Annotated in this window: 21 protein-coding genes; 10 read left to right on the forward strand and 11 right to left on the reverse strand. The window is 61.4% G+C overall.

Going from position 1 to position 26,656, the window contains the following annotated elements:
* The first annotated feature begins 29 nt into the window (after positions 1-29).
* Entirely contained in the window at positions 30-2,252 is a 2,223-nt protein-coding gene (locus ARUE_RS10000) for a catalase (RefSeq protein WP_014921685.1), read from the forward strand.
* A gap of 74 nt (positions 2,253-2,326) precedes the next feature.
* On the opposite strand, the gene ARUE_RS10005 is transcribed toward ARUE_RS10000, so the two are convergent.
* The 4 genes from ARUE_RS10005 to ARUE_RS10020 all read right to left on the reverse strand — a co-directional run bounded on the left by ARUE_RS10005 (position 2,327) and on the right by ARUE_RS10020 (position 6,177).
* Positions 2,327-2,914: a hypothetical protein gene (locus tag ARUE_RS10005; RefSeq protein WP_043471271.1), complete on the reverse strand. Its 588-nt coding sequence runs from the start codon at positions 2,912-2,914 to the stop codon at positions 2,327-2,329.
* Between the two features lie 11 nt (positions 2,915-2,925).
* Positions 2,926-4,074 carry a zinc-dependent alcohol dehydrogenase gene (locus ARUE_RS10010; protein WP_014921687.1) on the reverse strand — a complete coding sequence of 383 codons (1,149 nt, stop codon included), beginning with the start codon at positions 4,072-4,074 and terminating at the stop codon, positions 2,926-2,928.
* A 54-nt stretch (positions 4,075-4,128) separates the two neighbouring features.
* The gene (locus ARUE_RS10015; RefSeq protein WP_011774560.1) at positions 4,129-5,277 is read right to left on the reverse strand and encodes a glutathione-independent formaldehyde dehydrogenase; all 1,149 of its coding nucleotides are present in this window, start codon (positions 5,275-5,277) and stop codon (positions 4,129-4,131) included.
* A 720-nt stretch (positions 5,278-5,997) separates the two neighbouring features.
* Positions 5,998-6,177 (reverse strand): hypothetical protein, encoded by a 180-nt coding sequence (locus tag ARUE_RS10020; RefSeq protein WP_014921688.1) that lies wholly within the window; start codon positions 6,175-6,177, stop codon positions 5,998-6,000.
* A gap of 638 nt (positions 6,178-6,815) precedes the next feature.
* On the opposite strand from ARUE_RS10020, the gene ARUE_RS10025 reads away from it, so the two are divergent.
* Entirely contained in the window at positions 6,816-7,967 is a 1,152-nt protein-coding gene (locus tag ARUE_RS10025; RefSeq protein WP_286140364.1) for an EAL domain-containing protein, read from the forward strand.
* A gap of 154 nt (positions 7,968-8,121) precedes the next feature.
* Here the strand turns inward: ARUE_RS10025 and ARUE_RS10030 are convergent, their stop codons facing one another.
* The 5 genes from ARUE_RS10030 to ARUE_RS23755 all read right to left on the reverse strand — a co-directional run bounded on the left by ARUE_RS10030 (position 8,122) and on the right by ARUE_RS23755 (position 14,529).
* Positions 8,122-9,165, reverse strand: coding sequence for a helix-turn-helix transcriptional regulator (locus ARUE_RS10030; protein ID WP_014921690.1), 1,044 nt, complete (start codon positions 9,163-9,165; stop codon positions 8,122-8,124).
* Between the two features lie 196 nt (positions 9,166-9,361).
* Positions 9,362-10,450 carry a hypothetical protein gene (locus ARUE_RS10035; RefSeq protein ID WP_011774564.1) on the reverse strand — a complete coding sequence of 363 codons (1,089 nt, stop codon included), beginning with the start codon at positions 10,448-10,450 and terminating at the stop codon, positions 9,362-9,364.
* Positions 10,451-10,586: 136 nt separating this feature from the next.
* Positions 10,587-12,200, reverse strand: a complete 1,614-nt coding sequence (locus tag ARUE_RS10040) for a PucR family transcriptional regulator (RefSeq protein ID WP_011774565.1) — start codon at positions 12,198-12,200, stop codon at positions 10,587-10,589.
* A 275-nt stretch (positions 12,201-12,475) separates the two neighbouring features.
* Positions 12,476-14,242 carry an FAD-dependent oxidoreductase gene (locus ARUE_RS10045; RefSeq protein ID WP_011774566.1) on the reverse strand — a complete coding sequence of 589 codons (1,767 nt, stop codon included), beginning with the start codon at positions 14,240-14,242 and terminating at the stop codon, positions 12,476-12,478.
* 23 nt (positions 14,243-14,265) lie between these two features.
* Positions 14,266-14,529 carry a UBP-type zinc finger domain-containing protein gene (locus ARUE_RS23755; protein WP_011774567.1) on the reverse strand — a complete coding sequence of 88 codons (264 nt, stop codon included), beginning with the start codon at positions 14,527-14,529 and terminating at the stop codon, positions 14,266-14,268.
* A 467-nt stretch (positions 14,530-14,996) separates the two neighbouring features.
* Here ARUE_RS23755 and dnaK point away from each other — a divergent pair, with 467 nt between their 5' ends.
* The 8 genes from dnaK to ARUE_RS10085 all read left to right on the forward strand — a co-directional run bounded on the left by dnaK (position 14,997) and on the right by ARUE_RS10085 (position 23,762).
* Positions 14,997-16,895, forward strand: a complete 1,899-nt coding sequence (gene dnaK / locus ARUE_RS10050) for a molecular chaperone DnaK (protein WP_011774569.1) — start codon at positions 14,997-14,999, stop codon at positions 16,893-16,895.
* Positions 16,896-16,903: 8 nt separating this feature from the next.
* Entirely contained in the window at positions 16,904-17,446 is a 543-nt protein-coding gene (locus tag ARUE_RS10055) for a nucleotide exchange factor GrpE (RefSeq protein WP_014921692.1), read from the forward strand.
* Positions 17,439-18,380 carry a DnaJ C-terminal domain-containing protein gene (locus ARUE_RS10060; RefSeq protein ID WP_011774571.1) on the forward strand — a complete coding sequence of 314 codons (942 nt, stop codon included), beginning with the start codon at positions 17,439-17,441 and terminating at the stop codon, positions 18,378-18,380. The genes ARUE_RS10055 and ARUE_RS10060 overlap by 8 nt, the downstream gene beginning before the upstream one ends.
* A complete protein-coding gene (locus ARUE_RS10065) occupies positions 18,377-18,694 on the forward strand; it encodes a chaperone modulator CbpM (protein WP_011774572.1) in 318 nt (105 codons plus the stop codon). The genes ARUE_RS10060 and ARUE_RS10065 overlap by 4 nt, the downstream gene beginning before the upstream one ends.
* Positions 18,691-21,327, forward strand: a complete 2,637-nt coding sequence (gene clpB / locus ARUE_RS10070) for an ATP-dependent chaperone ClpB (protein ID WP_014921693.1) — start codon at positions 18,691-18,693, stop codon at positions 21,325-21,327. Before ARUE_RS10065 ends, clpB begins: the two co-directional genes overlap by 4 nt.
* On the forward strand, positions 21,324-21,752 hold the full coding sequence (trxA, locus tag ARUE_RS10075) for a thioredoxin (protein ID WP_011774574.1): 429 nt from the start codon (positions 21,324-21,326) through the stop codon (positions 21,750-21,752). Before clpB ends, trxA begins: the two co-directional genes overlap by 4 nt.
* A gap of 336 nt (positions 21,753-22,088) precedes the next feature.
* Positions 22,089-22,667: a WxL domain-containing protein gene (locus ARUE_RS10080; protein WP_014921694.1), complete on the forward strand. Its 579-nt coding sequence runs from the start codon at positions 22,089-22,091 to the stop codon at positions 22,665-22,667.
* Positions 22,668-22,775: 108 nt separating this feature from the next.
* A complete protein-coding gene (locus ARUE_RS10085) occupies positions 22,776-23,762 on the forward strand; it encodes a WxL protein peptidoglycan domain-containing protein (RefSeq protein WP_238324578.1) in 987 nt (328 codons plus the stop codon).
* A gap of 90 nt (positions 23,763-23,852) precedes the next feature.
* On the opposite strand, the gene ARUE_RS10090 is transcribed toward ARUE_RS10085, so the two are convergent.
* Complete coding sequence (locus ARUE_RS10090; RefSeq protein WP_014921696.1) at positions 23,853-24,896, reverse strand: AraC family transcriptional regulator; 1,044 nt, start codon at positions 24,894-24,896, stop codon at positions 23,853-23,855.
* 268 nt (positions 24,897-25,164) lie between these two features.
* Positions 25,165-26,433, reverse strand: coding sequence for an ROK family protein (locus ARUE_RS10095; protein WP_014921697.1), 1,269 nt, complete (start codon positions 26,431-26,433; stop codon positions 25,165-25,167).
* Between the last annotated feature and the right edge of the window lie 223 nt (positions 26,434-26,656).

The raw sequence follows: 26,656 nt of genomic DNA on the forward strand, positions 1-26,656 counted from the left end.
TTGCCGATCAACATCGAGGAGAACGCGCAGTGCCAACTGAGGACAACATTAAGATTCCAGGGGCTCCGTCGATTGAGCAGCCCGCCGTAGAAGAGCCCACAGCGTCGCGTGAGCCTTTGCCGCCGAAGCCTGATCAGCAGGGGCCGGAGGCCGTGTCACCCACGGGGAGCCCCACCGGCGCACCCGCAAACTCACGTGCCCAGTCCGGCCAGTACCTGACAACGGCCCAAGGTCTGAGGCTCGGAGATACAGACCATTCCTTGAAGGCCGGGCCGCGGGGCCCGATTTTGCTGCAGGACCATCACTTGCGTGAGAAGATCACGCACTTTGATCACGAGAGAATTCCTGAGCGCGTGGTCCACGCCAGAGGAGCCGGGGCGCATGGAACGTTCCGCTCTTACGGCACGGCTTCGAAGATCACCAAGGCAGGGTTCCTTGCGCCGGATGTAGAAACCCCGGTGTTCGTGAGGTTTTCCACTGTTCTGGGATCCAGAGGGTCGGCTGATACGGTCCGTGACACCCGTGGCTTCTCCACCAAGTTCTACACGGATGAGGGCACCTACGACCTGGTGGGGAATAACATTCCTGTTTTCTTCATTCAGGACGGCATCAAGTTCCCGGACCTCATCCACGCGGGGAAACCGCATCCTGACAGGGAAATCCCGCAGGCTCAGAGTGCGCACGACACATTTTGGGATTTTGTTTCGTTGCATACCGAAGCGCAGGCCCACACGATGTGGAATATGTCGGACCGCGGAATTCCCCGTTCCTACCGGACCATGGAAGGGTTCGGCGTCCACACATTCCGGTTGGTGGATGCTGCAGGTAAGACCACTCTGGTGAAATTCCACTGGAAGCCGAAGCTGGGTGTTCACTCATTGGTGTGGGAGGAGGCCCAGATTATTAACGGCATGGATCCCGATTTCCACCGTCGCGATCTGGCCGATGCGATCGAATCAGGTGCGTACCCGGAGTGGGAGCTTGGCATCCAGACGTTCCCGGACACCGAAGATCAAATGTTCGAAGGTATCGACCTTCTGGATCCCACCAAGTTTGTCCCTGAGGAACTGGCGCCGGTTCAGCCAATCGGACTGATGACGCTGAACGCCAACCCGACCAACTACTTTGCCGAGACCGAGCAGGTGGCCTTCCATCCGGGACACCTCGTCCCAGGCATCGATGTCACCAATGATCCTCTGCTGCAGATCCGCCTGTTCTCATACCTGGACACGCAGATTTCGCGGCTCGGTGGACCGAACTTCGCCCAAATTCCCATCAATCGTCCCCACGCCCCGGTCAACGACATGCTGAGGGACGGGATGCACCAGACTGCCGTGCATGGGGGAGTGGCCCCTTACCATCCGAATTCCCTTGATGGTGGTTGCCCCTTCATGGCCGGGCAGGACGTGGGAGCATTCGTGGACGTACCTGAGGAAATCGCGGCAGGAATTGAGGAACGGAGAAACCCGGCGTCCTTCGATGACCACTTCAGCCAAGCCCGGCTGTTCTTCCGCAGTTTGACGTCGGTAGAGCAGGACCACGTGATTCAGGCCTACACCTTTGAGCTTGGCAAGTGCTATGAAGCGGCGATCCGGGAACGGCAACTCATGGCGCTGGCTAATATTGACGCCGGACTTTGCGCCGCCGTCGCCAAGGGCCTCGGGATGCCGGCTCCCACGGCCACCGTTGACACGCCGGACGTGGAGCCCAGCCCCGCTGTGTCCCAGATGGGTGGGAAATGGCCTGTTGCTGGTCGTGTCGTGGGCATCATCGCGGACAATGAAAGTGACCTGTCGCTGGTGGCCGCAGCCCGCGAGGCGGTTGACGGGGCAGGCATGGTCCCCCTGATCATTGCGCCGACCGGTGGTGTGATTGAGCCGGAGCATGGTGCTGCAGTGACTGTCCAAAGGAGCTACCTCACAGCACGCTCGATCGAGTTTGACGCAATTATTGCAGCGGGCGGTGGGATTCCAGCAGCCGATGCCGTTCCGGGCCGCGATGCCAAGGCCGGCGAACCAGGTGCGACCCTTGATCCGCGCGTGGTTCTTATGGTCTCTGAAGCTTTCCGTCATGGCAAAGCCATTGGCGCCTGGGGTCCAGGTGCCGCAGTTCTGGACGCGGCAGGCGTCCCTCAAGATGCCCCCGGAATCATCAGTGGAGAAGGTCCGGACACAGTGATTCCGGTGGTCCGGGAACTGCTCTCTGCACACCGGGCATGGGAGCGGTTCCCGGCGGCAGGATCAGCTTCGTAGCACTTCCAGTAGGAGGCTGTTAGGTTCGACGGCGGCGGGTTGCCTATACGGGCCAGCCCGCCGCCGTCGGGTTGTCAGGCCGGACGGTGCTTTCGCAGCGTTCTCAAGGCGGCTACTGCCCCCAGTCCCGCCAGTACCCACGGGGCGCCGACGAGGATGGGGTCGATCCACTGATGGTTCAGGTCGGCGCGCCTTTTCCCGACGCGGGAGCTCGCACCATGGTGGGAGAACTCGCTGAGCACACCGGTTTCGGTCACCGGGTTGTCCGGTCGCAGGGTTGCGAACGAACGCAGGTGGCTTTCCCACGCGTCCACTCTGTCGGCGGCGATCAGGACCAGCCAGTGGGCTGCGCGGCCCTCGCTGTACTTCCGGTACGCGTACTTCCGAAGCGCACCGGAGATACCCTTGGGAGGGGTTGAGGTGCCAAAGACGGGGGTCACGAAAGCGTGTTCAACGGACCGTTCCCTGGGCCACTTCTCCGGCTGACGTTCGGGAAAGTCCCAGCGCGCACCGGTCTCGATACCGGGCTGCTCGCGGGGGTAGGAGGGTCTGTCCGCCGGGTCGAGGTCAACGCCCCATCCCGGAATTCGTGCCCGCAGCTCCTCCGCAGTCTCCTTCAGCGCGGGGGTGCCGGAGGTGTAAGGCGTTGGTATTTCAGCCATCATGGTCCCTTTCAGGCCGAGGTTGCGACGATGAGGGGCTTGATGCAGTCATCAAGCTTCGCCGAGAAGATGTGGTAGCCCTCGGCGATGTGCTCCAGAGGGATGCGGTGGGTGACAATGTCACTGGGTTTGAGGTGCCCGTTCCGGATGTGTTCGAACAACCGGGGCCACTGTCTTTTGACCGGGCATTGGTTCATCCGAAGCGTCAGCCCTTTGTTCATCGCGTCGCCGAACTTCACGGCGCTGAAGAGCGGCCCGTAGGCGCCCACGACTGACACAGTGCCGCCCTTGCGGACGGAGTCGATGGCCCAGTTGAGGGCGATGGGGGATCCGCCCTGCAGTTTCAGCTTGCTGCTGGTCACATGCTGGAGGAAGTTGCCGTCCGCTTCGGCTCCCACCGCATCGATGACGACGTCGGCGCCCAGATAGTCCGTGGCTTTCTTCAGGTGCACCACAATGTCGTCGTACTCCACAAAGTTGTAGGTCTCGGCGTGGGCGAATGAGCGGGCCTTTTCCAGTCGGTATTCCAGGTGGTCGATGACGATCACCCGCCCCGCTCCCATGAGCCAGGCTGACTTCGCTGCGAACAGTCCCACCGGGCCGGCACCGAACACCACAACGGTGTCACCTTCGGCAATGTCGCCCAACTGGGCGCCGAAGTAGCCAGTGGGCAGGGCGTCGGTGAGCAGTACGGCGTCCTCCTCGTCCATCCAGTCCGGAATCTTGGTGGGACCCACATCAGCGAATGGCACGCGCACAAACTCAGCCTGGCCGCCGTCGTAACCCCCGCAGGTGTGGGAGTAGCCGTAAATGCCACCCACGGCGGTGGCGTTCGGATTGACGTTGTGGCAGTTGGAATACAGGCCGCGGGAGCAGAAGTAGCAGGACCCGCAGTAGATGTTGAACGGAACCATGACCCGATCCCCGACCTCCAGGTTTTGGACTGAGGAACCCACCTCGTGGACCACGCCCACAAACTCATGTCCGAAGGTCATCCCGACCCGCGTGTCCGGCATCATGCCGTGATAAAGGTGCAGGTCTGAGCCGCAGATGGCCCCCAATTTCACTTGCACGATCGCATCATTGGGATGTTCGATCTGCGGTATGTCTTTCTCTTCCACGCGCACCTTATAAGGCCCGCGATACACCATGGATCGCATCAGTTCCCCTTCCGGGAAGTAGTTCGTTCCGGCATCGGATTAGCCTGTCAGGCTCTAGGAGCCGGCCGGGTGGAGGACCACTTTGGTCCAACCGTCGACGCGGTCATCGAAGTTCCTGTAGGCCTCCGGGGCCTTGTCCAGTGGCAGTTCGTGGCTGACGAGGAAGGAGGGGCTGGCCTTCCCGCCGGCAATGAGGTCGCGAAGGGCCCGGTTGTATTTCTTGACCGGGCACTGACCGGAGCCCATCGTTTGTCCTTTAAACCAGTAGTTTCCGTAGTCGAAGGCCACCTGCCCCTGCTTGGCTAGTTCGTCCGGGGCTCCAGGATCCTGCGGCAGGAACACGCCTACTACGCCTAGGCCGCCGACGAACCGGACGGAGTCCACCAAGCGGTTCAACGTCAGGTTGGGCTGTTCGTTTCCGCTCGGGTCGTGGGCTTGGTACCCGACGCACTCGCAACCCCGGTCAGCCCCGAACCCCATGGTTTGGTCTTTGACGAACTCAACAGGGTCCACTTTGGAATCGTCTACAGGGATGGCACCGATCTGTTCGGCAAGCTTCAAGCGGTCACTTTGCCGGTCCACCACCATGACTTTTCCGGCGCCCTTGATGATGGCCGAGTAGGCTGCCATAAGTCCTACTGGCCCTGCGCCGTAGATGACTACCGAGTCGCCGGGGTAAACGCCGGCCATCTCGGTTGCGTGCCATCCGGTGGGGAAGATGTCCGCGACCATGACATAGTCGAGTTCCTTCTCCTCGGCGTCCTCGCCCAAACGCAGGCAGTTGAAGTCTCCGTACGGCACGCGCAGGTACTCGGCCTGTCCGCCTTGATACGGGCCCATGTCCGCGAACCCGTACGCCGCGCCGGCGAGCTTGGGTTCGGGCTGCATGGTCAGGCAGTAGTTGGTGAAGCCCCGTTCACAGTTCTTACAGAATCCGCAGGCGATGTTGAACGGCAGTACCACTCGTTCGCCCACCTTGACCTTGCTCACTGCTGAGCCGACCTCGATCACTTCACCGAGGTTCTCGTGCCCGAAGGTGCGTCCGGTTTCGAAGCTGGTGCGGCCCTCGTACATATGCAGATCGGAACCGCAAATATTCGACGACGTAATTCGCACCAACACGTCGGCGGGGCGCTCAATCTTGGCGTCAGGTACGTCCTCGACGCTGACATCGTTCGGTCCTTTGTAGACTACTGCCTTCATTTTTCCGCTCTTTTCTTGTTGCCCAAGCCGATCCGACCACGTCGATGTAGCTTTCCGTGGGCGCAGGCGCAGAAATGCCGCGGTGTCCTGAACGGAATGATGGCGCAGCCGTTACCCAGAAACGGGCGTTGATTCAGCGAGGAAATGGGGAATGCAAGTTGAGGTCCGGGCCCGCTCAAAGGGGCGGAATGCCCGAGGCTCTTAGACGTCAGGCTGTCCGGGTACCTGCCCGTCCGCCCGAAAACGAGACAACGAATGAGCCTTAATACTAAGCACACTTATTAACGGTGTCGAGGTGTAGCGCCAGAAACTTGTTGCAGACGGGTGGGCGGGTGGCAACGAATGAACTGGGCCTGTGCCTCGTCCACTTGTGACGCGCGAACGGGGCCGGCGTTGGTCATTTCAATGCCGGGTTTTCCCGATTTCGATCAGAGATAGTGTTGCGGACCGTTTCGAGGACCTTCCCTGAAACGCCTTTGAGGGAGATTCCCAGGAGCGTGGGAGGATGCCACCCCGCCCATCAACCCAACTGCCTTGTCAGACCCGAAGGATGCCTGTAGGAGACTTGCCGCGAAGTTGCGGCCGCCGCGGGCCGTGCGTCGATCACTGGAGACTTAATCGAGGAACTCGGTAATCAGCGAATCCGCCACTGAGGACGAGACGCTGCGAAGTGGACTCCGCCAAATACCTGGACCCCGGCCGGAACATGGGTTGCGAACGTCATTCCCACATGGCACGGACAACCATGGCCGCGTCGATTGCGATGTGCCGTCCAGAATGCCCGGCATCGAGAACGCACATCTCCTCGATTTCGTGCTGACCGGACCAGACAGGGCACCCGACGGCGCTAAAACTCAACAGCTCCAAGGGGAGGTTGTCGCCCACGCGAAGTTCGCTCATGATGTCCTTTGTTTGGTCCGGGAATTCTCAGTGGGGTCCGTGCCCGGTTCGGGGGAGGGACTGGTTCTCTTCCCCGGAGGCGGCCGGACGTCATCAGCGTATAGCCCACCGTTGCCCGCCGGATTTACTGGCGCCGGGTGGAACATCTCCTGATTCGACGGGCCCGTGCGATGAATTGCGCGTTCTGGATGGCCCCTTGGGCGGAATGTTCCAGGGCGGCAAGTTGTCGTCAATGTGCGGCGCGGACAGGATTCTGCACGAATTGATCGCTTAGCAATCAAAGGATGCACACATTGGAATGCTTGTCGCCCAGGCCCGGTGGGCGGCAACCGTAGGATTTGAAAACCGGTCGGCGGCTTCAAAGCCCACAAGTGCGGGAGGCAGCGTTTGCCCATGCGCGGCACTATGGCCCGGCGACCCCAACACGAACAGGAGGGCCTTATGTGCACCGTCAACACCATGCCGACTTTTCCCAGCGTGGGCTGTCGGCCACAGGTGATGGCCCTGCGTCCTCGTTTCCGTCGAGGGATTGGCGTGGAAGCAGGCCCGCAGAGAGTGCGGATTTCGCGTGAAGCGCCATCGATCGACCCCCATTCAGTGAACACCCGATGCGCTGCATCACCACACTCCCACGACTGATGCAGCGGCTAGGAGCGCACGTCGGAGCAGTTCTCCGTCGACGCCTGTTGTCCATGTGTCCAGCTCTGACTGACGGCGTCCACTCTCATAAGAGCGTTGGTAGTCGATGGTTGCTATGCCTGCTGTTCGGCGGGGTGCTGTCAACGTTGTCGGTACTCCTGCCCCTCGCTTTTGGACTTGAGCCGTGGGCCGGCCTGGAGGCGCATGCCAGGGTATGCACCCTCATCACGGTCCTGCTTTTCCCGGCCGCAGTTCATGGCACGTGGCGGCTCATTCGGCACCGAGACGGTGAGCTCATCGAATCCTCACATACCTTCGGCCCTATGGAGCTCGCCACCGCGGATGTCCCGCGTGCGCTGAGCCGAAGGGACCAGGACATTGCGGCACGCGTCGATTCTCTGTTGACCACCCGGTCACTAACCGTGGTTTTCCAGCCGATCTGTCATTTGGGAACGGGCGAGGTTGTAGGCGTCGAAGCGCTCACGCGCATCATAGGCCCTCCGTTCAGGTCTGTAGATCAGTGGTTCACAGACGCAGAGTCAATCGGTCGCGGCCTCGAACTCGAATTCCTGGCCTTGAAAATGGCACTGGCCGCCGCTGCGGGTCATCCTGCCCACGTCTACGTCGCCGTCAATCTCTCACCATCTGCGTGCCTTGACGTGAGGCTAAGTGGGATCGTGAGGAAATCAGGTCTCAGGCCAGAGCGAATCGTCGTAGAGCTGACCGAGCGCTCACCCGTAGCTGACTACGCCCGTCTCACGGCAGCGCTCGCCCCACTGAGAAGCGCTGGGGTACGCATAGCTATTGATGACGTCGGAGCCGGGTTCTCCTCCATGCGACACATCCTGAGGCTCAATCCGGAGCTCATCAAACTCGACCGGTCAATCGTCGCGGGAGTTGATACCAATCCTGGCCAGAAAGCTCTGCTCGCGGCGATGCTCAGCTTCTCTTCCCACATCGGGGCCGGGCTGGTCGCCGAGGGAATTGAAACCAGTTCCGAATTGGCCACGCTGGCTGAGCTGGGAGTTAAGACCGGACAAGGGTACCTCTTGGGGCGACCCTCTGTGCTTCGGGCGATCGGGTCCCACTCGTGGTGGCGGAACCGGTTGCCAACAAGTGCGATTGACGATCGTCACCATATCCAGGGCTGATCCTCGGGAGCAAGGGGCTGCGCCGGCCAATAGGGACCTCGATGATCTTGATCGCTTGGTGTCCCTCCGAGCCCGGCGCCGAGCCACCTGGCTTATCCCTCTGAAGCAAACGCGGTCCGGCGGTTTCATGCCAGGCGAGCAGCTGTCCGAGGGGTCACAACTCGGTCTGTTTTCTTAGTTCGGCGGCTCTAATCTGCAGTAGTACTGGCTTCTCCTGCGCGTCCCTCAACGAGAGGCCACTGAGTTCCTTGACAGCGCGCCGCATGGCTGGGAGGGTTGTGAACCCGCTGGCGCCCGCTATGTCCGTCAGGGAACGTCTCCATGAGTTTGCCTCGGCGAGGAGATCAATGGCCTCCAAGGTCCGCAGGGCGCGGATGTATCCGCTGACCTGAAGTGTTTCGTCGTCGAAAAGGTAGTAGAGCGCCCGGCGTGAAAGAAAAGAGTAAGCTACAACCTCGTCAACGGTGAGCGCAGGACTTCTGAAGTTCTTGCGCACGAATTTCTTGATCGTTGCGATGCGGGCCAGCTTGAGATCCCCGGGATCGGCCGGGGTTTCAAGCAAGGAGCTGACCAGAGCCAACATCATGGACCGGGCGACCGGCTGGAGATGTTGGATCTCCTGCGCAATGACCGTCCGCTGCCACCCAGACAGGGCAGGAAGAATCAACCCACGCAGGATGGGATTGCTTCTGATATCAGCCAGCTCTTTCAGCCGTTTCATGGCTTTGTCGTCCAAGCCCAGCAGGTCCCGATCGAAGTGGATCCGCACAGCGCTAAAACCGGCTGGTGCATGGAAGTTGCCCGGCAAAGAAAGATCAAAGAACCTGACTGTCCCGGGCGAGACGGACTCCCCGCGTCCCGAGAAGCTGAACTTGTTACAGGCAGTTCTGAAATATACAAGCCAATCGCTGGGCCTCGTTTCACCGCTCCAGAAACAATCGGCGGGTTCATTCGTGACATCGACAAGGCTGAAGCCGGGACCGTCCAGGCTCAGGGCTGTTGGATTGAAACTCGGTCGTACCAGCTTGTCGGTCTTTTCCAGCCGAACTGGAGCGTCAATTGCACTGCCGTACCAGCTTCGCCAGTGTTCGAACTTTTCTTCGGGACTGAGCCCGACCGGAACCGCGTAGCGCCGTACGTGATCATGCGGTGCGCCGTCCGGTCTGCCAACGGGATTGTCGCGAGAAGTGTTTTCCATGGGCTTGGGACTTTCTGGCTGGAACTAGATTAGATGTGCCGCGTCCCTGCGACTGTTCGTGATCATGTTGTTGGGGTGGTTGGCCGACAGTAAATTCTACCTGCGGCCGACGGGGAGGTTCGTCCGCTGAGGGTGGGTCGGCCTGCGCCGCGGCGGAATGACGTTAAAGTCGTGGATTTCCGCCGTCAGGACACGATCATTCGTCATCGGCGACCGACTGGCGACGGTGGCGTTCCCGTTGACCGTACGCAGCTCGAAGAATGTCGTCCTTTGACTCGAATCCCGAGCCCAACGCACCACCGATCAGCGCCGCCGAAGTGGTCATCCACGCGACTTCGGCAAAGTCCCAAAAAGTCACTGGGTGTTGCATGGTTACCGCCAACAGGGCGTTGTCGATGGTGAACGCAGCGGCCAGCAGCACGGCCACGAACAGCAGGAAGTAGCTGATAACGACGCCGATTATGAGGGACCACACCGTCGAGATGTTATACAAGGAAGCCTTGTATCGTTCGAGGGAATCATTGCGTTTGGCGCTTTCCCACAGATCGTGCTGGACGATGATCCAGAACACCATCGAACTGATGGAAAGTGCCATCAACAGTGTCAGTCTCGTCGTCCCGAGGAGGTCTGCGAGCTGCCAGATGGTGTTCGTGACAAGGGCGAAAGCGCCGGTGGCAATCGCGGCGGCCATCGCGCTTCTCAGGCCGAAGACGAGCCGCCACGGACGGTTCGCACGCAGCATGCCCGCCAGTAATCGTCCCCGGCCGAGGCGGGTTGCTGAGACGTAGCGGAACCCAATCGGCCCCTGGTCGGGAACAGTGGCTTCAATATGCCTCGATTTGTGTAACGAGGGTGGACCGAATTCCACCGCTTCATCTTCGGGATCGAAAGGACGGTGCATCGCCCAGCTGAGATCGGCGACGGCGGTGCGGACCCGGCGGTCCATGTTGATGGCACCGAGAGCGGGCACGGAAACAAGGGAGATCTGCTCGCCAAGCGCAACCTCCGCGATCACGGTCCGGCCATCCATCCGGATCGGAAGGTCGGTGAGGCAAACCATGACGTCCCATGCGCGGAGGTTCCTATGCTTCGCCAAGGAGCCCAACATGGGCTCCAACCCGTTGCCGGCAGTAAAATCCTGGTACTCAATCACCACTGACCAGACGTGCCGCTCATCGGCGAGGTTGAGCAGATCGCGTACTTCGCGCCCGTTGCGCTCGGCAAATTCGGCTGTGACTTCGGGTTCGGCGAGCACGCCCAGCGTACGGGCACTAGTAGGGTTCATATCGAAAGAATGTTCCAGCACGCGCTTGTCTCCTGTTGTTCATCGTTCATAACGAGTGAAGCCGGATTCCGTGACGCATCCCCGCATGGTCAACCGGTGGCGCGCTCACTGCGGCCACAGCCTGATTTAGGCACCGCTATGGGAGGTGGAACAAGGCACCGTGCGGACGAAGGCGCCAAGCCCGCGTTGCTACGTGCAGATTCAGGCGGGTCTCGGGATGGGCAAGATCGAAGCCGGTGATCTGCCGGATGGAATTCAAGCGATAGCGCAGAGTGCTTCGATGGATGGCCAGACTTTCTGCCGTCTTGTCGTAGTTGCCGCCGTGGTCAAGGTATTGGGCCAAAGTTTGAACCAGGTCCGACCCTCGGCTCTCGTCGGAACGCTGAAGGTCACCTAGCCACTCGTCGAGATAACCGACCAGGTCCGGTACGTTCCCAGCTGTGTCCAGGATCCGGTAGATCCCGAGTTGATCAAAGCGGGTGGCCCCGTAGCAATCGATTGAGGCGGTTCGAATGTGCAGCGCGTGCAAGGCCTCCGAGAAGGAACGCGGAATTTGCTCGACATCAAGGCTGGAACCACCGATGCCCACGGAACCGGTGGCACTTCGCAGGGTTTTGGCAACGACGGAATACACTTCGGCACCCAACGGATCTCCACGCACCACGGCAACAGCCATGTCCGAACGCCCTGATACAAGTGCGGAGCAGTGGAGTTTCTGGAACGTCCGGCGCAATGCGTCTACCACCGTGTCATCAGTTCTTGGCGGCTCCCACACCGCCACGACGACGTGCTGCGGACCACTGATGTCATATCCCAATGCCGCGGTACGGACTACTGCTGTTGCGGCCTCCATTCCGGATACGAGTTCGTCCACGAGGTCCCGCCCCAGCTTCAGCTCCAGCAAGGCAAGAGCGCGGCGGTGCGACAACTCTGCTTCCAAGAGCCGCGCTGCGTACTTCAACGCGAAGACATTGGCGGCGGTGACCGGAAGGTCGGTTTCCAGCATGCAGACAGCTCCCAGCACCTCTCCGTGCGACAAGGCAAGGGCGACGAGCCTTCGATGTTCGCTGACTGGCAAGCCCGAGGAGATCCAAAGTTGGGCAGTGCGCAACCTGGCCGCTGCGGGCAGCCTCGGGTAAGGGGGAGTCGAACCGATGCCAGCCTCCGCACTGATTTTCCCGAAGGCGTCCTCAATGTAGATGGGCCGGCCCGTCAGCCGTGAAAGGACCTTCGCCAGTAGTCCCTCCCTGGTCTCACTTGTACCGAGGTCGAGGGCCGCGCCCTGGTCCAAAGCCTCCCGGATACTGTCGCGTTCTTCCAGCTCCAGGATTCGCACCGACAGAGACCGGAGTCGCGGGTCCACGCCGTCACGTCGGTGTGGCTGACCGGGAGTGTCCTGGGGAAGTTCTGAGGTGCGAGCTGCTGCCACTACCCCTGCAACGGCCCGCAGCTGTTTTAGCTGGGGGATATCCGGCGGGTTGTCGGCGGACAGGACCAAGCACCCATTCAGCTCGCCGCCGCTACTTGTGAACAGCGCATAGAGCCAGCCAGGCCTGGCGCCCGGGAGCACCGAGTCCTTGCCGTTGAGGCGTCGGACGTCTTGATCCTGCGGTGATGCCGCGCGTGCCAGGACGGGCTTCAGCTGGCCATTCACCGCAAGGTACCGGTCCTGGATCTCACAAAACGACAATTCGGATACCGCCTGCGTGGCCGTGTTGAGGAATTCCTCTGCCGCACGTTGGTCGATCATGTGAATCCTCGCTTCGTCCAATGGGAGGCCTGCTGGACACAAGACCGGGCGGAACTGTTGCTCTCAGTGATCACGACCCGGCCAAGCCGCTTGCCTCCATCACGTGCAACAAAAAATCGACGATCCTGGGCCCCGGTAGGCCTTCCTGTAGATGAGCCTCTCCGCAGGTTAGCCAACGCCGTATTTGGCCAACATGCCGTCTTTCATTCACTTGCCAATGTGGAAGGCTTGAATCGGCATCTTGGGACCCAACCTACGCCTGTACTCCGCCGTTGTTAAGCTGTTGTGGCCGATGTGCGATCTGAGGCTAATGGTTCAGCGTCCGACGACGGCCCAAACCGGAGTAAGCGCAGGTGTTCGTGGATCATGGCCACCGCTGTTGAGCCCTCACCGGCAGCAGCTGTTACACGTTTCACTGATCCATGCCGAACATCCCCCACCGCGAACATCCCGGGTACGCTGGTTTCGAGGGGTAGTCTTCTGCGCCCCAGATGGCTGAATTCTGGAGGGAACTCCCCGAGGTCAGCGCCGGTCAGAATGAAGCCTTTGTCATCCAGCGCGAGCGTACCCTGCAACCATTCTGTGTGCGGTACGGCACCGATGAAAATGAAGAGGTAGCGGGAATCGAAGGTGTGTTGTTCACCCGTGGCCCGCAGATCGACCACGACCTGTTCCAGTGCGCCTGAACCACTGACGCCCACGATAGTGGCCCCCAGAAGCACCGTTATGGCAGATTGCTCTTCGATCCGGTCCGCGAGGTACCTCGACATATCCGCGCGCAGGTCCGTCCCCCGCACCACCAGACGCACTGCTGCTCCGGTGCCGGCCAGGAAAAGCGCGGCCTGGCCGGCGGAGTTTCCCCCGCCGACGACTGTCACTGGTTGCGATCCGCAGAGCCTGGCTTCATGGACAGTGGCGGCGTAGAAGACGCTGTTTCCCTCCAGCGACTCCAGCCCAGCAATCGGCAGCCGGCGGTAGTGGACCCCTGTTGCCAGCAGAGCGGCCCGTGATGAGGCAGGGCCGCTGCCGTTGAACTCGGCGCGGAAACCGCCATCCGTCAAGGCGATGGTGCGTGCCCCGCAGGCGACGTTAATGTGTACCCCGAACTTTCGGGCCTGAAGGATCGCCCTTTCTGTGAGTTCGCCGCCGGAGATGCCGGCGGGGAAGCCGAGAAAGTTTTCGATCCGCGGTGAGGTACCTGCCTGCCCACCCAGCCCGCCGCCCTCTTTAAGGACGACGGACAGTCCGTCGGATGCTGCATACACGGCCGCCGCCAGGCCAGCAGGACCAGCGCCGATCACCATGAGATCGTAGGTGGTCGAATGTTCTTTGACAGCTCGCAATCCCGTGGCGAGGGCCAGGTCTGCGTTTGAGGGGTTCCTGAGGACTTGCGAAGCATTCAGCACCACTGCGGGAAGGTCGCCCGCGGGGATACCGACCCGGTCCAGAATGGCTTGTGCTTGGCCGTCGTTCTCAAGATCAACCAGTCGGTGCGGCAAACGGTTGGAGGCGGAGAACTCCAGGAGGCGGAGGGTGTCGCGGCTGAAGCGGGATCCGACGATCCGGATGCCCGCGCCGGTACCGATCAGCAGGATGCGGCGCTGAAGATACGCACGGAGGATGGTCTCACCCACCGCGGCGTCCGTCAGAACCACGCGGCGCAGATCTTCACCACTGATCTGCAGCACCTTGGAAGCTTCGGCGGACACGCTACTGACAAAGGACGGTTGCCCCTCGACCAGGCCCAGCTCCCCGAGGAACCGTCCAGGACCGTGGACTTCGAGGATGTGCGTGCCTGGACCCAGCTGCGCGGCCTGGTTGCCCTGAACGTCCAATAGCCCCTCCACGACCACTACGGTGCCCTGCAGAACGACGAAGAAGTCGCCGTCGAGGTCGCCCTCCCGTGTGAGGACTTCGCCGGCGGCGGAACCCCTGATGGTGCCGACTCTGCTCAGTAAATCGATCTGGGCCTGGCTTAGCCGCGGATAGGCGCCGGAGACATCCGGTGTTTCAACCGGCCCGGAGTCTGCGAAAGGCTGCATCAGATGTTGCGCCCGTCAACTTCTTAGACGAATGCCTCGTGGGGATAGCACCAGCGCCAATTCTCGCCGGGCTCCAAGGAAAGAACGATTGGATGCAACTCGGTGGCGTGGGCTCGGGCGTGCCGCATGGGCGACGAATCACAACACCCGACATGGCCGCAGGACAGACACAGCCTCAAGTGAACCCAAGGAGTACCCAGGGATAGACATTCCTCGCAGCCTTCCGGCGTGCGCACCCGAACCGGACGAATTTGCGCGAGATGCGGGTCGGGAATTCGTGTAGTCATGTCCGCTCCTGTGATGGTTCGTTCATGGAGCCGACCCGGCCGTGACAGCCAACAACGATGTTACGTCGGCACTGACCAATGGTGTGGGTACCATCCGGCCCGGCGAGCGGGGTGCACCAGATATAGCCCAGTACTAGACCCGGCTCAGCTGCCTGTCAAGTGGTTTACGTGCTCGTGACCCTTGCTTGGTTGGACCGGCCATGTGGCCGATCCCCACCTGTGTCAGTGCCTTCGTCTCCACGCCCGGGGCCGTTCGCACGACAGGTTAATTTGCTGCAGCATATTTGACCTAACAGGGTCATGCGGCTCTCCCGTCCAGGGGGCAGACTCAACTTTATAAGACTGCATGACGAAGCCACGAAACCCCTGAGCCTCTTGGCTGGGCGGCAACGGCCTGCGTCGTGCGGTGCAACCTCGGGCGGACGTCGCCGCAGGGCCGGTCGCGTTCTCCAGGACCGGAGTCAGTCATGGGCAAGGCAGTAGGAATTGATCTCGGAACAACCAACTCGGTGATCGCTGTCTGGGAAGGTGGGGAGGCGCGCGTCATTCCCAACGCGGAAGGAGCGCGGACAACCCCGTCAGTTGTGGCTTACACCGACAGCGGGGAACGGCTCGTGGGGCAACTGGCCCGCCGGCAGGCGATCCTCAACCCCAAGGGAACCATCACGTCGGCCAAGCGATTTATCGGCCGTCACAATGATGAGATCACTGATGAGGCCAAGGCAGTGAGTTTCGACGTCGTGGCGGACGACAACGGTGTGGCGCGTTTCCAGGTGCAAGGTAAGAAGGTGGCACCTGAGGAAGTGAGTGCGCTCGTTCTTCGTAAGCTGGTGGACGACGCCGCGAAGCAACTGGGCGAGAAGGTAACGGAAGCAGTCATTACGGTTCCTGCGTACTTCAACGATGCACAGCGAACCGCCACCAAGGACGCTGGCAGAATTGCGGGGTTGGAAGTCCTGCGGATTATCAATGAACCTACCGCAGCCGCCCTGGCCTACGGCATCGACAAACGTCAGCATGAGACGGTTCTGGTTTTCGACCTGGGCGGAGGAACCTTTGACGTGAGCCTGTTGGACGTCGGCGACGGCGTTGTGGAGGTCCGTTCGACGGCGGGCGACACGCACCTTGGCGGGGACGATTTCGACCGGCGCCTTGTTGATTACTTGGCCGATGATTTCCAGAAGCAGGAGGGCATTGACCTGCGTGCGGATGCGCAGGCCTTGCAACGTCTGTTCGAAGCGGCCGAGAAAGCGAAGGTCGAGCTAAGTTCTGTGACCCAGACGCAGGTCAGCCTCCCCTTCGTCACTGCGGACGCGGCGGGGCCCAAGCATCTGACCACCACTGTTCGGCGCTCTGTTTTTGAAGACATTACTCATGATCTGGTGGAACGGACCATGGATCCGGTCAAACAGGCGATGACGGATGCCAAGGTTACCGCCAACGACATCGATGAAGTGATTTTGGTCGGCGGATCCACCCGTATTCCGGCGGTACAAAATGTGGTCCGGCGCCTGACCGGTGGAAAAGATCCGAACATGAGCGTCAATCCGGACGAAGTCGTGGCCATAGGTGCGGCGATTCAGGCCGGAGTTCTTAAGGGCGAAGTCTCGGATGTCTTGCTGTTGGATGTTGTGCCGCTTTCCCTGGGGGTTGAGACCCGCGGCGGTGTCATGACAAAGATCATCGAGCGCAACACGACCATCCCCGCACGGCGAAGCGAAGTGTTCTCCACCGCCGATGATAACCAGCCTGCCGTGGACGTCGTGGTCCTGCAGGGGGAGCGGGAACTGGCTGCGGATAATCGGGTTCTGGGTCGATTCCAGCTAACCGATATCCGGCCGGCGCCTCGCGGCGAACCGCAGGTTGAGGTCACGTTCGACGTCGACGCAAACGGCATTCTCAACGTCACAGCCCGCGATAAAGACACAGGCAAGGAACAAGGCATCACGATCAGTGAAGGATCCAACCTCGATGCCAAGGAAGTCGAGCGAATGATTGCCGAGGCCGAGTCCCACAGGAGCGAGGATGTGCAGAATCGGGAGCGCATTGACACCCTGAATGAACTCGACGCGGTGGCTTATCGCGTTGAGCGGGCCGTCAATGAGCTGGGTGATGCTGTCCCGGTGCACGACAAGGCCCGTGCTGAACTACTGGTTGGTCAGGCGCGGGACGCCGTCAGCAACCAGGCCGACGTTGGGGCGGCGAGGGAACTGATTTCCGAGCTCCAGCAGCTGCAGTCGGCCCTGAGTGCCTCGGCAGCCTCCGTGGCCAGTGCAGGGGCTGGCCCGGGACCCGTGTCTCAGCCCGGGACTTCTGACAATGTGGATGACGATGACATTGTCGATGCAGAATTCGATCGTGGCTAGGTACGGCCATGAGCGACCACGCAGGGCCGGCTGGGCACGCCGATCCAGGAAGTGATGGAACGGAGGCTGCCGCAGCCGGCGAAACGGAAACCATGCCTGGGGCGTCGGCGGAAGCGCTGGCCAAAATGGAGGATCTTTGGCGCCGCGCGCTGGCTGACGCAGACAATATTCGAAAACGCGCCGCCAGGGAGGCCTCACAGCTAAGGGCCCAGGAGCGCGCAGCGGTCTCGCTGCTGTGGCTGCCCGTCTTGGACAATCTGGAACTTGCCCTCGCTCATGCCCCCTCTGCCGGGGACCCCCTCGTGGATGGACTGGCCGCTATCCGTTCTCAGGCCATCGATATCCTGGCCCGCCTCGGGTACCCCCGGATCGACGGCGAGAACGTCCCCTTTGACCCTAGGATTCACGAGGTGGTCAGCGTATCGGAGACGGATGACGTTCCTCCCGGGACAGTGATCACCGTCCTGCGCCCGGGTTACGGCGGGACTGATACCATCCTCAGGCCCGCCGCCGTCGTCGTGAGCCGGGCGGTGACCGCTGACCGTGGCTAAGGATCACTACTCAGTCCTCGGCGTCCCTCGCACGGCGAAGCCGGATGCAATCCAGCGGGCTTACCGAAAACTGGCAAGGAAATACCATCCGGACGTCAATCGGGAGCCGGATGCTGCGGACAAGTTCAAGGAGATCGGCGAGGCGTACGATACTTTGTCAGATCCCGAAACCAGGGCGCGCTATGACCGGTTCGGCGCGGACTACCGGCAATATGCCGGTAGCGGTGCTGATTCGGAGGCCGGCGGCGCGGGGTGGGGTTCAGGTGGTCCGCGCCCAGGCCCGCGCCCGGGACGCGGCCCGTACGGCGGCGCCCATGTCGACATGGGAGGGGACGTCGATTGGGAGGATCTGCTGGGTGGCTGGTTCCGTCAGCACGGGGCGGGTCCGGCGCCGGGCTCAGACCACGAGGCCGAGCTTCGGCTGACGCTCGAAGAAGCAATCCGCGGCGGGCGGCGCACGGTTCGCCTGGCAGAGCCAGGTGGCGAGACGCGGAATTACGACGTCGACGTGCCGCCCGGTGTGGTGGACGGCCAGCGTATCCGACTCGCGGGGGAGGGCGCCGGTGGCCGCGACGGGGGCCGGCCGGGGGATCTCTTCCTGACCGTGAGCATCCAGCCGGACGCGAGGTACCGCCTCAAAGGCCGGGACATCCATTTCGACCTTCCCGTCACGCCGTCCGAAGCGGCGCTCGGGGCCAGGATCAAGGTCAACGCGCCCGGCGGCCCTGTGACCATGACCGTTCCAGAAGGGTCTTCCAGCGGACGCAGACTACGGCTTCGCGGGCAGGGGTTGCCCGACCCGAAAGGCCAGCCGGGGAACCTCTACGCCGAGATCCGCGTCATGGTGCCCCCGCGATTGAGTAATGAGGTGCGCAAGATCTACGAGCAGCTTGCAGCCGTGTCCGATTTCCACCCGAGGGAGGGGCTGCTGTGAGCCGCCAATATCCGCTCGCCTATCCGTGGCGCCTGAGTCTCGAAGCGGTGGCTCGTAGCAGCGGTGTCCACTCCGACGTCGTCATGAGGTTCGTGGAGCTGGATCTGATCCGGCCGCTGGGAGGCGATGGTCCGGGCGGTCCCTGGTTCAGCCCGAGGGCTCCTGAATTGATCGCCCGCGTCCTGCGTCTGCATTCGGAGCTGTCGCTGAACTATGCGGCAATCCCGCTGGTACTGGATTTGCTGGCGAGGGTGGACACGCTGGAACGTCGTTTGGTTGAAATCTCGTATGTGGAAAGGACTGCTTCGCCATGAACATGGAGAGCTTTACCCAGAAGTCGCAGGAGGCGTTGGCAGGGGCACAGCGGATCGCCCAGCTACACGGCCATACCGAGACCGACGGGGAGCACCTGCTTGCGGCCCTGCTGGAACAGGAGGCGGGACTGGTCCCGCGACTGCTCGCAGGCATGCAGATTGACGTTGAGGAGCTGAACAGGGCGGTCGAGACCGAGCTGCAAAAGAAGCCGAAAGTCACGGGGCCTGGCGCAGCACCCGGTCAGGTGTACGTCAGCCGCAGGCTGGGCACACTCCTTGATGCTGCTGAACGTGAAGCCAAACGGCTCAAAGACGAGTACGTCTCGGTGGAACACCTGCTGGTCGCGCTTGCGGAGGAAGGCCGGGCATCGGCGGCCGGCAGGGTGCTGGCGGAACACGGCATTACCCGCGAGGCATTCTTGTCGGTCCTGACCCAGGTTAGGGGAAACCAGCGCGTTACCTCGGCAACGCCGGAACAAACCTACGAAGCGCTGGAGAAGTACGGCCGCGATCTGGTGGCGGACGCGCGTACCGGAAAGCTGGATCCGGTCATCGGCCGCGACTCGGAAATCCGGCGGGTTGTCCAGATACTGTCACGCAAGACCAAAAACAACCCGGTGCTTATCGGTGAGCCTGGAGTCGGCAAAACCGCCATTGTGGAGGGACTGGCCCAGCGGATCGTCCGGCAGGATGTGCCCGAAGGCCTGAAGAACAAGACCATTTTCTCGCTGGACCTGAGCGCCCTGGTGGCCGGTGCCAAGTACCGCGGCGAATTCGAGGAACGGTTGAAGGCTGTGCTGGCCGAGGTGCTGGCGGCAGAAGGCAGGATCCTGCTCTTTGTGGACGAACTGCACACCGTCGTCGGGGCAGGCGCTTCCGAGGGGTCGATGGACGCCGGCAACATGCTGAAGCCCATGTTGGCCCGCGGGGAGCTGCACATGATCGGCGCTACCACGCTCGACGAATACCGCAAACACATCGAGTCTGACGCCGCATTGGAGCGCCGCTTCCAGCCGGTCACGGTTGAGGAGCCCGACGTCGAGGACGCCATTTCAATCCTTCGAGGCTTGCGGGAGCGACTCGAGGTATTCCATGGCGTACGGATCCAGGATAGTGCCCTGGTGGCCGCGGCCACCCTTTCCCACCGGTACATCACTGACCGGTTTCTTCCCGACAAGGCCATTGACCTTGTGGATGAAGCGTGCGCCCGGCTCAGGACGGAAATCGACTCGATGCCGGCGGAACTGGATGAGCTCACCCGGAAGGTCACGCGGCTCGAAATCGAAGAAGCGGCACTTGCCAAGGAAACCGATCCGGCCAGCAAGACCCGGCTCACGGAGTTGAGGCGTGAATTGGCGGACTTGCGCGCCGAAGCCGACGCCAAGAGGGCCCAATGGGAGGCCGAGCGCCAGGCGATCCACAAACTGCAGGAAATACGTACTGAACTGGAGCGGGCGCGGCTGGAGGCTGAGGAAGCCGAACGGAATTACGACCTCAACCTGGCGGCAGAGCTACGCTACGGGCGACTTGCCGACCTCGAACGGCGGCTGGCCGCCGAAGAAGAACGGCTGACCGCTAAACAGGGCGAAAAGCGCTTGCTCCGCGAGGTGGTGACCGAGGACGAGATCGCCGACATTGTCGCGGCCTGGACCGGGATACCGGTCGCCCGGCTGAAGCAGGGCGAACGGGAGAAGGTCCTTCACCTGGATGAAATCCTTCGCGCCCGCGTCGTCGGACAGGAAGAAGCGATTACCGCGGTGTCGGACGCCATTATCCGGGCCCGCTCCGGTATCCGGGATCCCCGGCGACCCATTGGCTCCTTCATCTTCCTCGGCCCCACGGGAGTCGGGAAAACCGAGCTTGCCAAGGCATTGGCTGCATCGCTATTTGACAGCGAGAACGCAATGATCCGGCTGGATATGAGCGAGTATCAGGAACGCCACACAGTGAGCCGCCTGCTGGGCGCTCCGCCCGGCTACATCGGCTACGACGAAGGAGGACAGCTCACAGAAGCGGTACGCCGGAAGCCATACTCGGTGGTGCTCTTTGACGAGGTGGAAAAGGCCCATCCGGACATCTTTAACACCTTGTTACAGGTGCTCGACGACGGACGGATTACAGACTCGCAGGGCCGGACGGTCGATTTCCGCAACACTGTCATCATTATGACGTCCAATATTGGCTCCCAGTATCTTCTGGAAGGTTCGGCCGAAGGAGGGACGATCACGGAGGAGGCGCGCGGCATGGTGTTGGGTGAGCTCCGGGCGCACTTCCGACCCGAGTTCCTTAACCGCGTCGACGACACGGTCCTGTTCGCGCCCTTGGGACTGGCGCAAATCGAACGAATCGTTGATCTGCTGTTTCAGCAGCTGCGGCAGCGGCTGGCCGAGCAGCAAATAGAGCTGCACCTGACCGAAGAAGCACGCCTTCTGATTGCCGAACGGGGCTTCGATCCGGTCTACGGAGCCCGGCCCTTGCGCCGCTATATTTCCCATGTTGTCGAAACGCAGGTGGGTCGGGCCTTGCTGCGCGGAAGCATCGAGGAGGGCGGAGTGATCACAGTGACCGTATCCGGAAACCAGCTCGTGGTTGAATACAACACATCGGAGCTAGAGGAGGCCGGAACCACATGAATAAAGCCATCATCAAATGTCCTCACTGTGGCAAGTCGAACCGCGTTCCGGCCGCCGCCGACGGCCGGCCGCGCTGCGGGAATTGCCACCACGACCTCCCTTGGGTGGTTGAAGCGGGCGACGACGACTTCAGCGCGATCGCCGAACGAGCCGGTGTTCCGGTATTGGTGGACTTTTGGGCGGTGTGGTGCGGACCCTGCCGGATGGTGAGCCCCGTGCTCGACCAACTGGCACACGAACGCGCCGGGCAGATCAAACTTGTGAAGGTCGATGTGGATCACTCGCCGCAGCTCTCTGCCAGGTTCGCCATCCAGGCGGTGCCGACGTTGATGGTCATTGTTGACGGCAAAATCGTGGCGAGGCAGGCCGGCGCGGCTCCCGCGCCGGTGTTGAGGTCATGGCTGGAGGAAGCACTCACGAAGTAGCCCGGAAACAGCGGACGACGGCGGCAGTGGCGGTGTCCCGCCGTCGTGCCTTTTGCGCTGCGCGTCCAAGTTCAGATGTCTGAGAACAATTCCAGTGTCTGACTGAAGGAATGGGAAGACTGCGAATATCGCGGTCTTCTCTTTTTGTATCCCGGCGCTCAACGGCCCCTTGCACGAAGTGATCCCTTTGCGGCAAAGCTCTGCACGAATCGGATTCTTCGCTACTTTTTCGCGCCATCAAGATTCATAGAATAATTTCACGCTGATCGTCGGGTTTCTCCGTCCCAGCGGGATGCGCGTTTTCACTTTTTGTCACCTCAAACACAGGAAACAATCATGCGTAGAATTACCAGGCTCTCTGCCATTTTCACCACTTCCGCTGTGGCTCTAACCCTCGGTTTGACCCCTGCCTCGGCCGACGTCGTCGACTCAACGATCTCCGGCGGAACGCTTACGGCCAATACCTACGGAGCGACCCTGACAGGGGTCACCCTGGACGGATCCAATACCCAGACCTCCACGGGCAATTCCTCCTCGGAGTGGACTATCACCGATGCCCGTGGCACGGGCTCGGCGTGGGCTCTTTCGGTGAGCGCATCCACGCCGACCAGCGCCGCAGGGACAGACGAATCGATCCCACGCACTATCCCTGTCAGCGGCTTGACGATCACGCCCGGCACCATCACCGCGGGCGCGGGCTCGGACTCTGCAGCTACTATCACCGCCCCGGCATTGGCTTTGTCAACGTCCTCTCAGGCTCTGGTCTCCACGGTGGGCCAGAACATGGGAACGTACACGCTGGCCCCGGCGTTCAGCCTCGCCATTCCGGCCAACGCCTACCGCTCCAATTACGCTGTTGGCGCCAGCGGAGCCCTGAACCCTTACACCTCGACCATCACTTACACCATGGGCTAGAACACGCGGGCCCGTCCGCCGTCCTCTTTACGAGGAGGCGGGCGGGCTTTCGCTCCCCACACCACAGCACCACAATCGCTAATCCGATGCTTCCAGGACTGAGAAAACGTGAAAACACCATCCCCGCGCCTGACCGGGCCAGTGATCATCGCTATGGCTTTGCTGATCCTGGAAATTCTCCTCATGGCCGGCCCCGCCTCTGCAGTCGATAACGGGACTTTGGGTATCCGCCCGGAGACAGAATCGGACTTCTTCCACTTGTCCCTCTATCCCGGGGCCACGACGGAGGCCACAGCCGTCGTTTCCAACCACACTTCCTCGCCAGTGACCCTGCTGACGTATCCCGTAGACGGGGAGAACACGGTGCAGGGAACCTTTGCGATGGCCGCGCAATCCGCCCCCCGCGAAGGTGTGGGGGCGTGGGCCGAGCTTGATACGGAACAGATCACCGTCCCCGCCAACACGGACCTGAAAGTGCCCTTCCGTCTCACCGTTCCCGAAGGCACCCCTCCAGGAGACTACGCAGGAGGGCTCATCATCCAAAGCCCCACTGTCCAAGGCAAGACCACCGCGGTCAATGGTGATACCGCCATTCGACTGGACACGATTCAACGCCAAGGCGTCCGAATTTACCTCAACGTTGCCGGCACGGCAGCCAAATCACTGGCCCACGGCAGCCTGAGCTGGAAACACAACGGGGACAACCTCGATTTCACTCTGCCCATACGCAACACCGGCAACACTATCCTGCATCCGTCCGCTCACATGGACCTCTCAGGCTGGCCGGCAACGGCGACGAGGTTGGAATTCGATACACCCGATGGCCTCCTTCCAGGAGCGAGCATTGACCTGCACGCCACACTCGCGCGGGCACCCATGATCCAAAGCGGCGCGGCCGAGGCAACACTGACTTCTGAGGCCGGCACCGCTCAGGCGGGCTTGCGCGTTTTCTACGCACCGTGGCCACTCCTTGTCATTGGCCCGGTCTGTTTTGCTGCTGCCTTCTACGGGGCGTGGAGGGCTTTCCGTTTCATTCGCCGCGCCCGCATTGCGCTCTCCCAGCTGAAATCCATGGGGAGCGCAGCACCTCAATAATGCGCGGGCGCCCCTTCCCGAGTGGTCCCGTCCGCGCGCCTGGGCAAGGTTCGAACAGCGCGTTGTTGGCGCCGTCAATCGCCGGTCCGGTCAGGCTGCAGAGTTGAGTCTCTGCCGCAGTTGTTGCAGGGCCATATGAACAACGGGCTCGGATTTATGGATCTCCCTGATATTCATCCCCGTAAACTCTTTGATTGCCCGGCGCATGCTTTGAACGTTAGTGAATCCGCACCGTGCGGCAATTTCTGAGTAGGTGATTCTTTGGGCATCGGCTTGAAGCAGGAGCTCCAGTGCTTTCCGCGTTCTCAAGGCGCGAATTCGCTCACCCAGACGGAGTTCTTCAGTCTCAAAAAAGTAGAACAAGGAGCGACGGGAGAGGTTGAACTTTCCGGCGATCATTGCCACGTCCAGACGTGGGTTATCGAAGCTGGTCTCAAGGTATTTCTTTACCGCCCGGCTCAGTGCGGGTTTCTGTGCCTCATCGTCGACCGGCGATTCGAGCAGGGAACCCACCAAGGTTGCCATGACGGATCGGAGGATCTCGCCGGTTGCTGATGCCTCACTGTCAATGCCCGGCCTCTTCCAACTCATCAAGGCGGGGACCACGAAGGTGCCCACAATTGGGTGGCTTGCAAGGTCAGGCAGGCGAAGAAGGGAGCGCAGTCCGCCTTCGCTGACGTTGAGACTGATGCGGTCTATGTTGAGCTGTTGTGCGTGAAACCCTTCGGGGGCATCGAAACTGCCGCCCAGCGACGTGTCGATGAATCTCACCGAGCCCGTCGGAATTGGTTCGGGTATGCCGTTGAGATCCAGGGTCAGGCCTGATGCCTTACGGAAGTATGCAAGGCGCAGATCCGTGGAGTCGGGATTCGGCGCCCAAAAGCCCAGCGCGGGGGTGTTGTGCATCTCTATGAGGCTGAAGCCCGGTCCGGCAAGATTAATGGCTGAGGGACTGACGGACGCAGGACTCTCGCCTTCTGACCTTTCCAGCCGCATCGGTGTTTCGACGGCGTTGCCGTACCACACCCGCCAATGCTCAAACCTTTGCTCGGGAGTGAGCCCTTCCGGCACTGCGTATCGTCGCACACGGGCGCTGTTTGCGTCACCAGATTGAGGCATGCCATCCTCCTTCACCAGCCGAGCATCATGGCAGTCGTGTGAGCTGCCACGGCGCCTTAAGGAAGCGGTTGCGGTGACTCGTCAGACCGGCCGAAAATGAGGTCCGCTGGTAGGGCAATTTTACCCCTGGATGCGCCTTCGGCTGGCGCGTTGATGTGCTTATATTGGTGCCGTCGAGGCCTGCGTGAGCATGTCGTGCACAGGTACGTATTTGGAGAAAGGGCCGTGGCGGCAGGTCCAAACCCACGCGCGGCTGTCTAACCGAATTAGTGCAGAGAGGTGGTCACGTAGGTGCGTCCTGCAATTGTTTGGCCATCGCCTCAAGAAGCGGCCAGGGTGTCGGGGGAGCGGGCTCTTCCTGCCGATTGATATTTTCTTTTCCGCCGGAAAGCAGCCGGGTTGCCAGTTGATTTACTCGGTGGGGGGAGAGGACATGCTCGACGGCCAAGATGCTGGCCCCAACCACTCCAGCTTCCGGCCCGGTTGCGGATTGGGTGATGTTCAGGTGCTGGGTCGCCAATGGCGTTGATCGTGCATAGACCGTTTCGCGGATTCCTGCCATGAGGTGTTCTCCGGATTGGGCAAGCGAGCCGCCCACAACAATCAGGGATGGGTTGATGAAGCTCACGCACATGTTGAGCATTTCTCCGATGTCACGGCCCGCCTGGCGGACCGCTTGGATAGCAGCTGGATTCCCGGAACGAACGAGCGAAACGACGTCGCTTCCGTTGGTTGCCCCCAGTCCGTTCTCGCGGAGCTGGGCGGCGATGGCCGGGGCGCCCGCTATGGCTTCCAGACAGGCACTCTTGCCACAGCGACACAGAATTCCTGCCCCGCGGGAAACAGCAATATGGCCGACGTCTCCAGCGACACCTGCTGCGCCCCGCTGCAATTCTCCTCCACTAACCACTCCCGATCCGATCCCGGTGGCGACCTTGAGGAAGATCATGTTCTCCTCGTTTGGCCAGCGGGTGGCCCTCTCACCAAGTGCCATAAGGTTGACATCGTTATCCACGAGTACGGGTACGCCCAAGGTTTGCTGAATGTAAGCGGGAACATCGAATCCGTCCCATCCCGGCATGATCGGGGGGCTCGTCGGCTTCCCAGTGGAGTGCTCAACGGGGCCAGGTAGCCCAATGCCGACTGCGATGACATCAGCAGTCGGACGCTCCAGCGCTTTCAAGTGTCCATTCACCATCGTCAAAAGCCAGTCCAGGACCGTTTCGGGTCCGCACGAAATCTCCATCCGCTCTGTGGTTTCCACGAGTACCGCTCCTGACAGGTCCGTGAGTGCCACGGTGGCGTGAGTGGCACCAACGTCTGCAGCCGCCACCAACTTTGCGCCTGGGTTGAAAGCTAGCCGCGCCGATGGACGGCCTCCAGTAGAAGGCGCCCCTGATACGGGTATCACCAGTTCCAGCTTCAGGAGCGGCTCAAGGCGGGAACTGACGGCGGCTCGGCCCAACCCTGTTGTCCCAGCCAAGTCGGCTCTGGTTCGGGGTTGTCCGTCCCGCAGGATTTGCAGAAGCTCGCCGGGTCCGCCGTTGTCCATGTCACTCCAATTCAGGGCTCAAAAGAGGTTGTTTGTGTGCGCCTGAATTGCTGACGCATCGGGCTCACCGGCCCCTGCGGGCCCTCATCTCCACTCAGTGTCAAGCTGCTCACTCGTTCCCGTCCACCCGGCGAGGTGCTAAGCATCAAAAAGTGCAACTTGGGCGTGCATTCGACCGTCCTCAGCGTCAAAAGGTGCAGACTTTTGCTGGGCCCCTGACCAA

The organism is Arthrobacter sp. Rue61a, assembly GCF_000294695.2.
Taxonomy (GTDB): Bacteria; Actinomycetota; Actinomycetes; order Actinomycetales; family Micrococcaceae; genus Arthrobacter; species Arthrobacter aurescens_A.

What these genes read in the sequence shown, in the direction of transcription:
- dnaK (WP_011774569.1), top strand. Translation starts at nt 14,997, where the DNA reads ATGGGCAAGGCAGTAGGAATTGATCTCGGAACAACCAACTCGGTGATC.
- ARUE_RS10015 (WP_011774560.1), bottom strand. Translation starts at nt 5,277, where the DNA reads ATGAAGGCAGTAGTCTACAAAGGACCGAACGATGTCAGCGTCGAGGAC.
- ARUE_RS10020 (WP_014921688.1), bottom strand. Translation starts at nt 6,177, where the DNA reads ATGAGCGAACTTCGCGTGGGCGACAACCTCCCCTTGGAGCTGTTGAGT.
- ARUE_RS10045 (WP_011774566.1), bottom strand. Translation starts at nt 14,242, where the DNA reads ATGCAGCCTTTCGCAGACTCCGGGCCGGTTGAAACACCGGATGTCTCC.
- trxA (WP_011774574.1), top strand. Translation starts at nt 21,324, where the DNA reads ATGAATAAAGCCATCATCAAATGTCCTCACTGTGGCAAGTCGAACCGC.
- ARUE_RS10040 (WP_011774565.1), bottom strand. Translation starts at nt 12,200, where the DNA reads ATGATCGACCAACGTGCGGCAGAGGAATTCCTCAACACGGCCACGCAG.
- ARUE_RS10035 (WP_011774564.1), bottom strand. Translation starts at nt 10,450, where the DNA reads ATGAACCCTACTAGTGCCCGTACGCTGGGCGTGCTCGCCGAACCCGAA.
- ARUE_RS10025 (WP_286140364.1), top strand. Translation starts at nt 6,816, where the DNA reads ATGCAGCGGCTAGGAGCGCACGTCGGAGCAGTTCTCCGTCGACGCCTG.
- clpB (WP_014921693.1), top strand. Translation starts at nt 18,691, where the DNA reads ATGAACATGGAGAGCTTTACCCAGAAGTCGCAGGAGGCGTTGGCAGGG.
- ARUE_RS10030 (WP_014921690.1), bottom strand. Translation starts at nt 9,165, where the DNA reads ATGGAAAACACTTCTCGCGACAATCCCGTTGGCAGACCGGACGGCGCA.
- ARUE_RS23755 (WP_011774567.1), bottom strand. Translation starts at nt 14,529, where the DNA reads ATGACTACACGAATTCCCGACCCGCATCTCGCGCAAATTCGTCCGGTT.
- ARUE_RS10010 (WP_014921687.1), bottom strand. Translation starts at nt 4,074, where the DNA reads ATGCGATCCATGGTGTATCGCGGGCCTTATAAGGTGCGCGTGGAAGAG.
- ARUE_RS10095 (WP_014921697.1), bottom strand. Translation starts at nt 26,433, where the DNA reads ATGGACAACGGCGGACCCGGCGAGCTTCTGCAAATCCTGCGGGACGGA.
- ARUE_RS10080 (WP_014921694.1), top strand. Translation starts at nt 22,089, where the DNA reads ATGCGTAGAATTACCAGGCTCTCTGCCATTTTCACCACTTCCGCTGTG.
- ARUE_RS10055 (WP_014921692.1), top strand. Translation starts at nt 16,904, where the DNA reads ATGAGCGACCACGCAGGGCCGGCTGGGCACGCCGATCCAGGAAGTGAT.
- ARUE_RS10005 (WP_043471271.1), bottom strand. Translation starts at nt 2,914, where the DNA reads ATGGCTGAAATACCAACGCCTTACACCTCCGGCACCCCCGCGCTGAAG.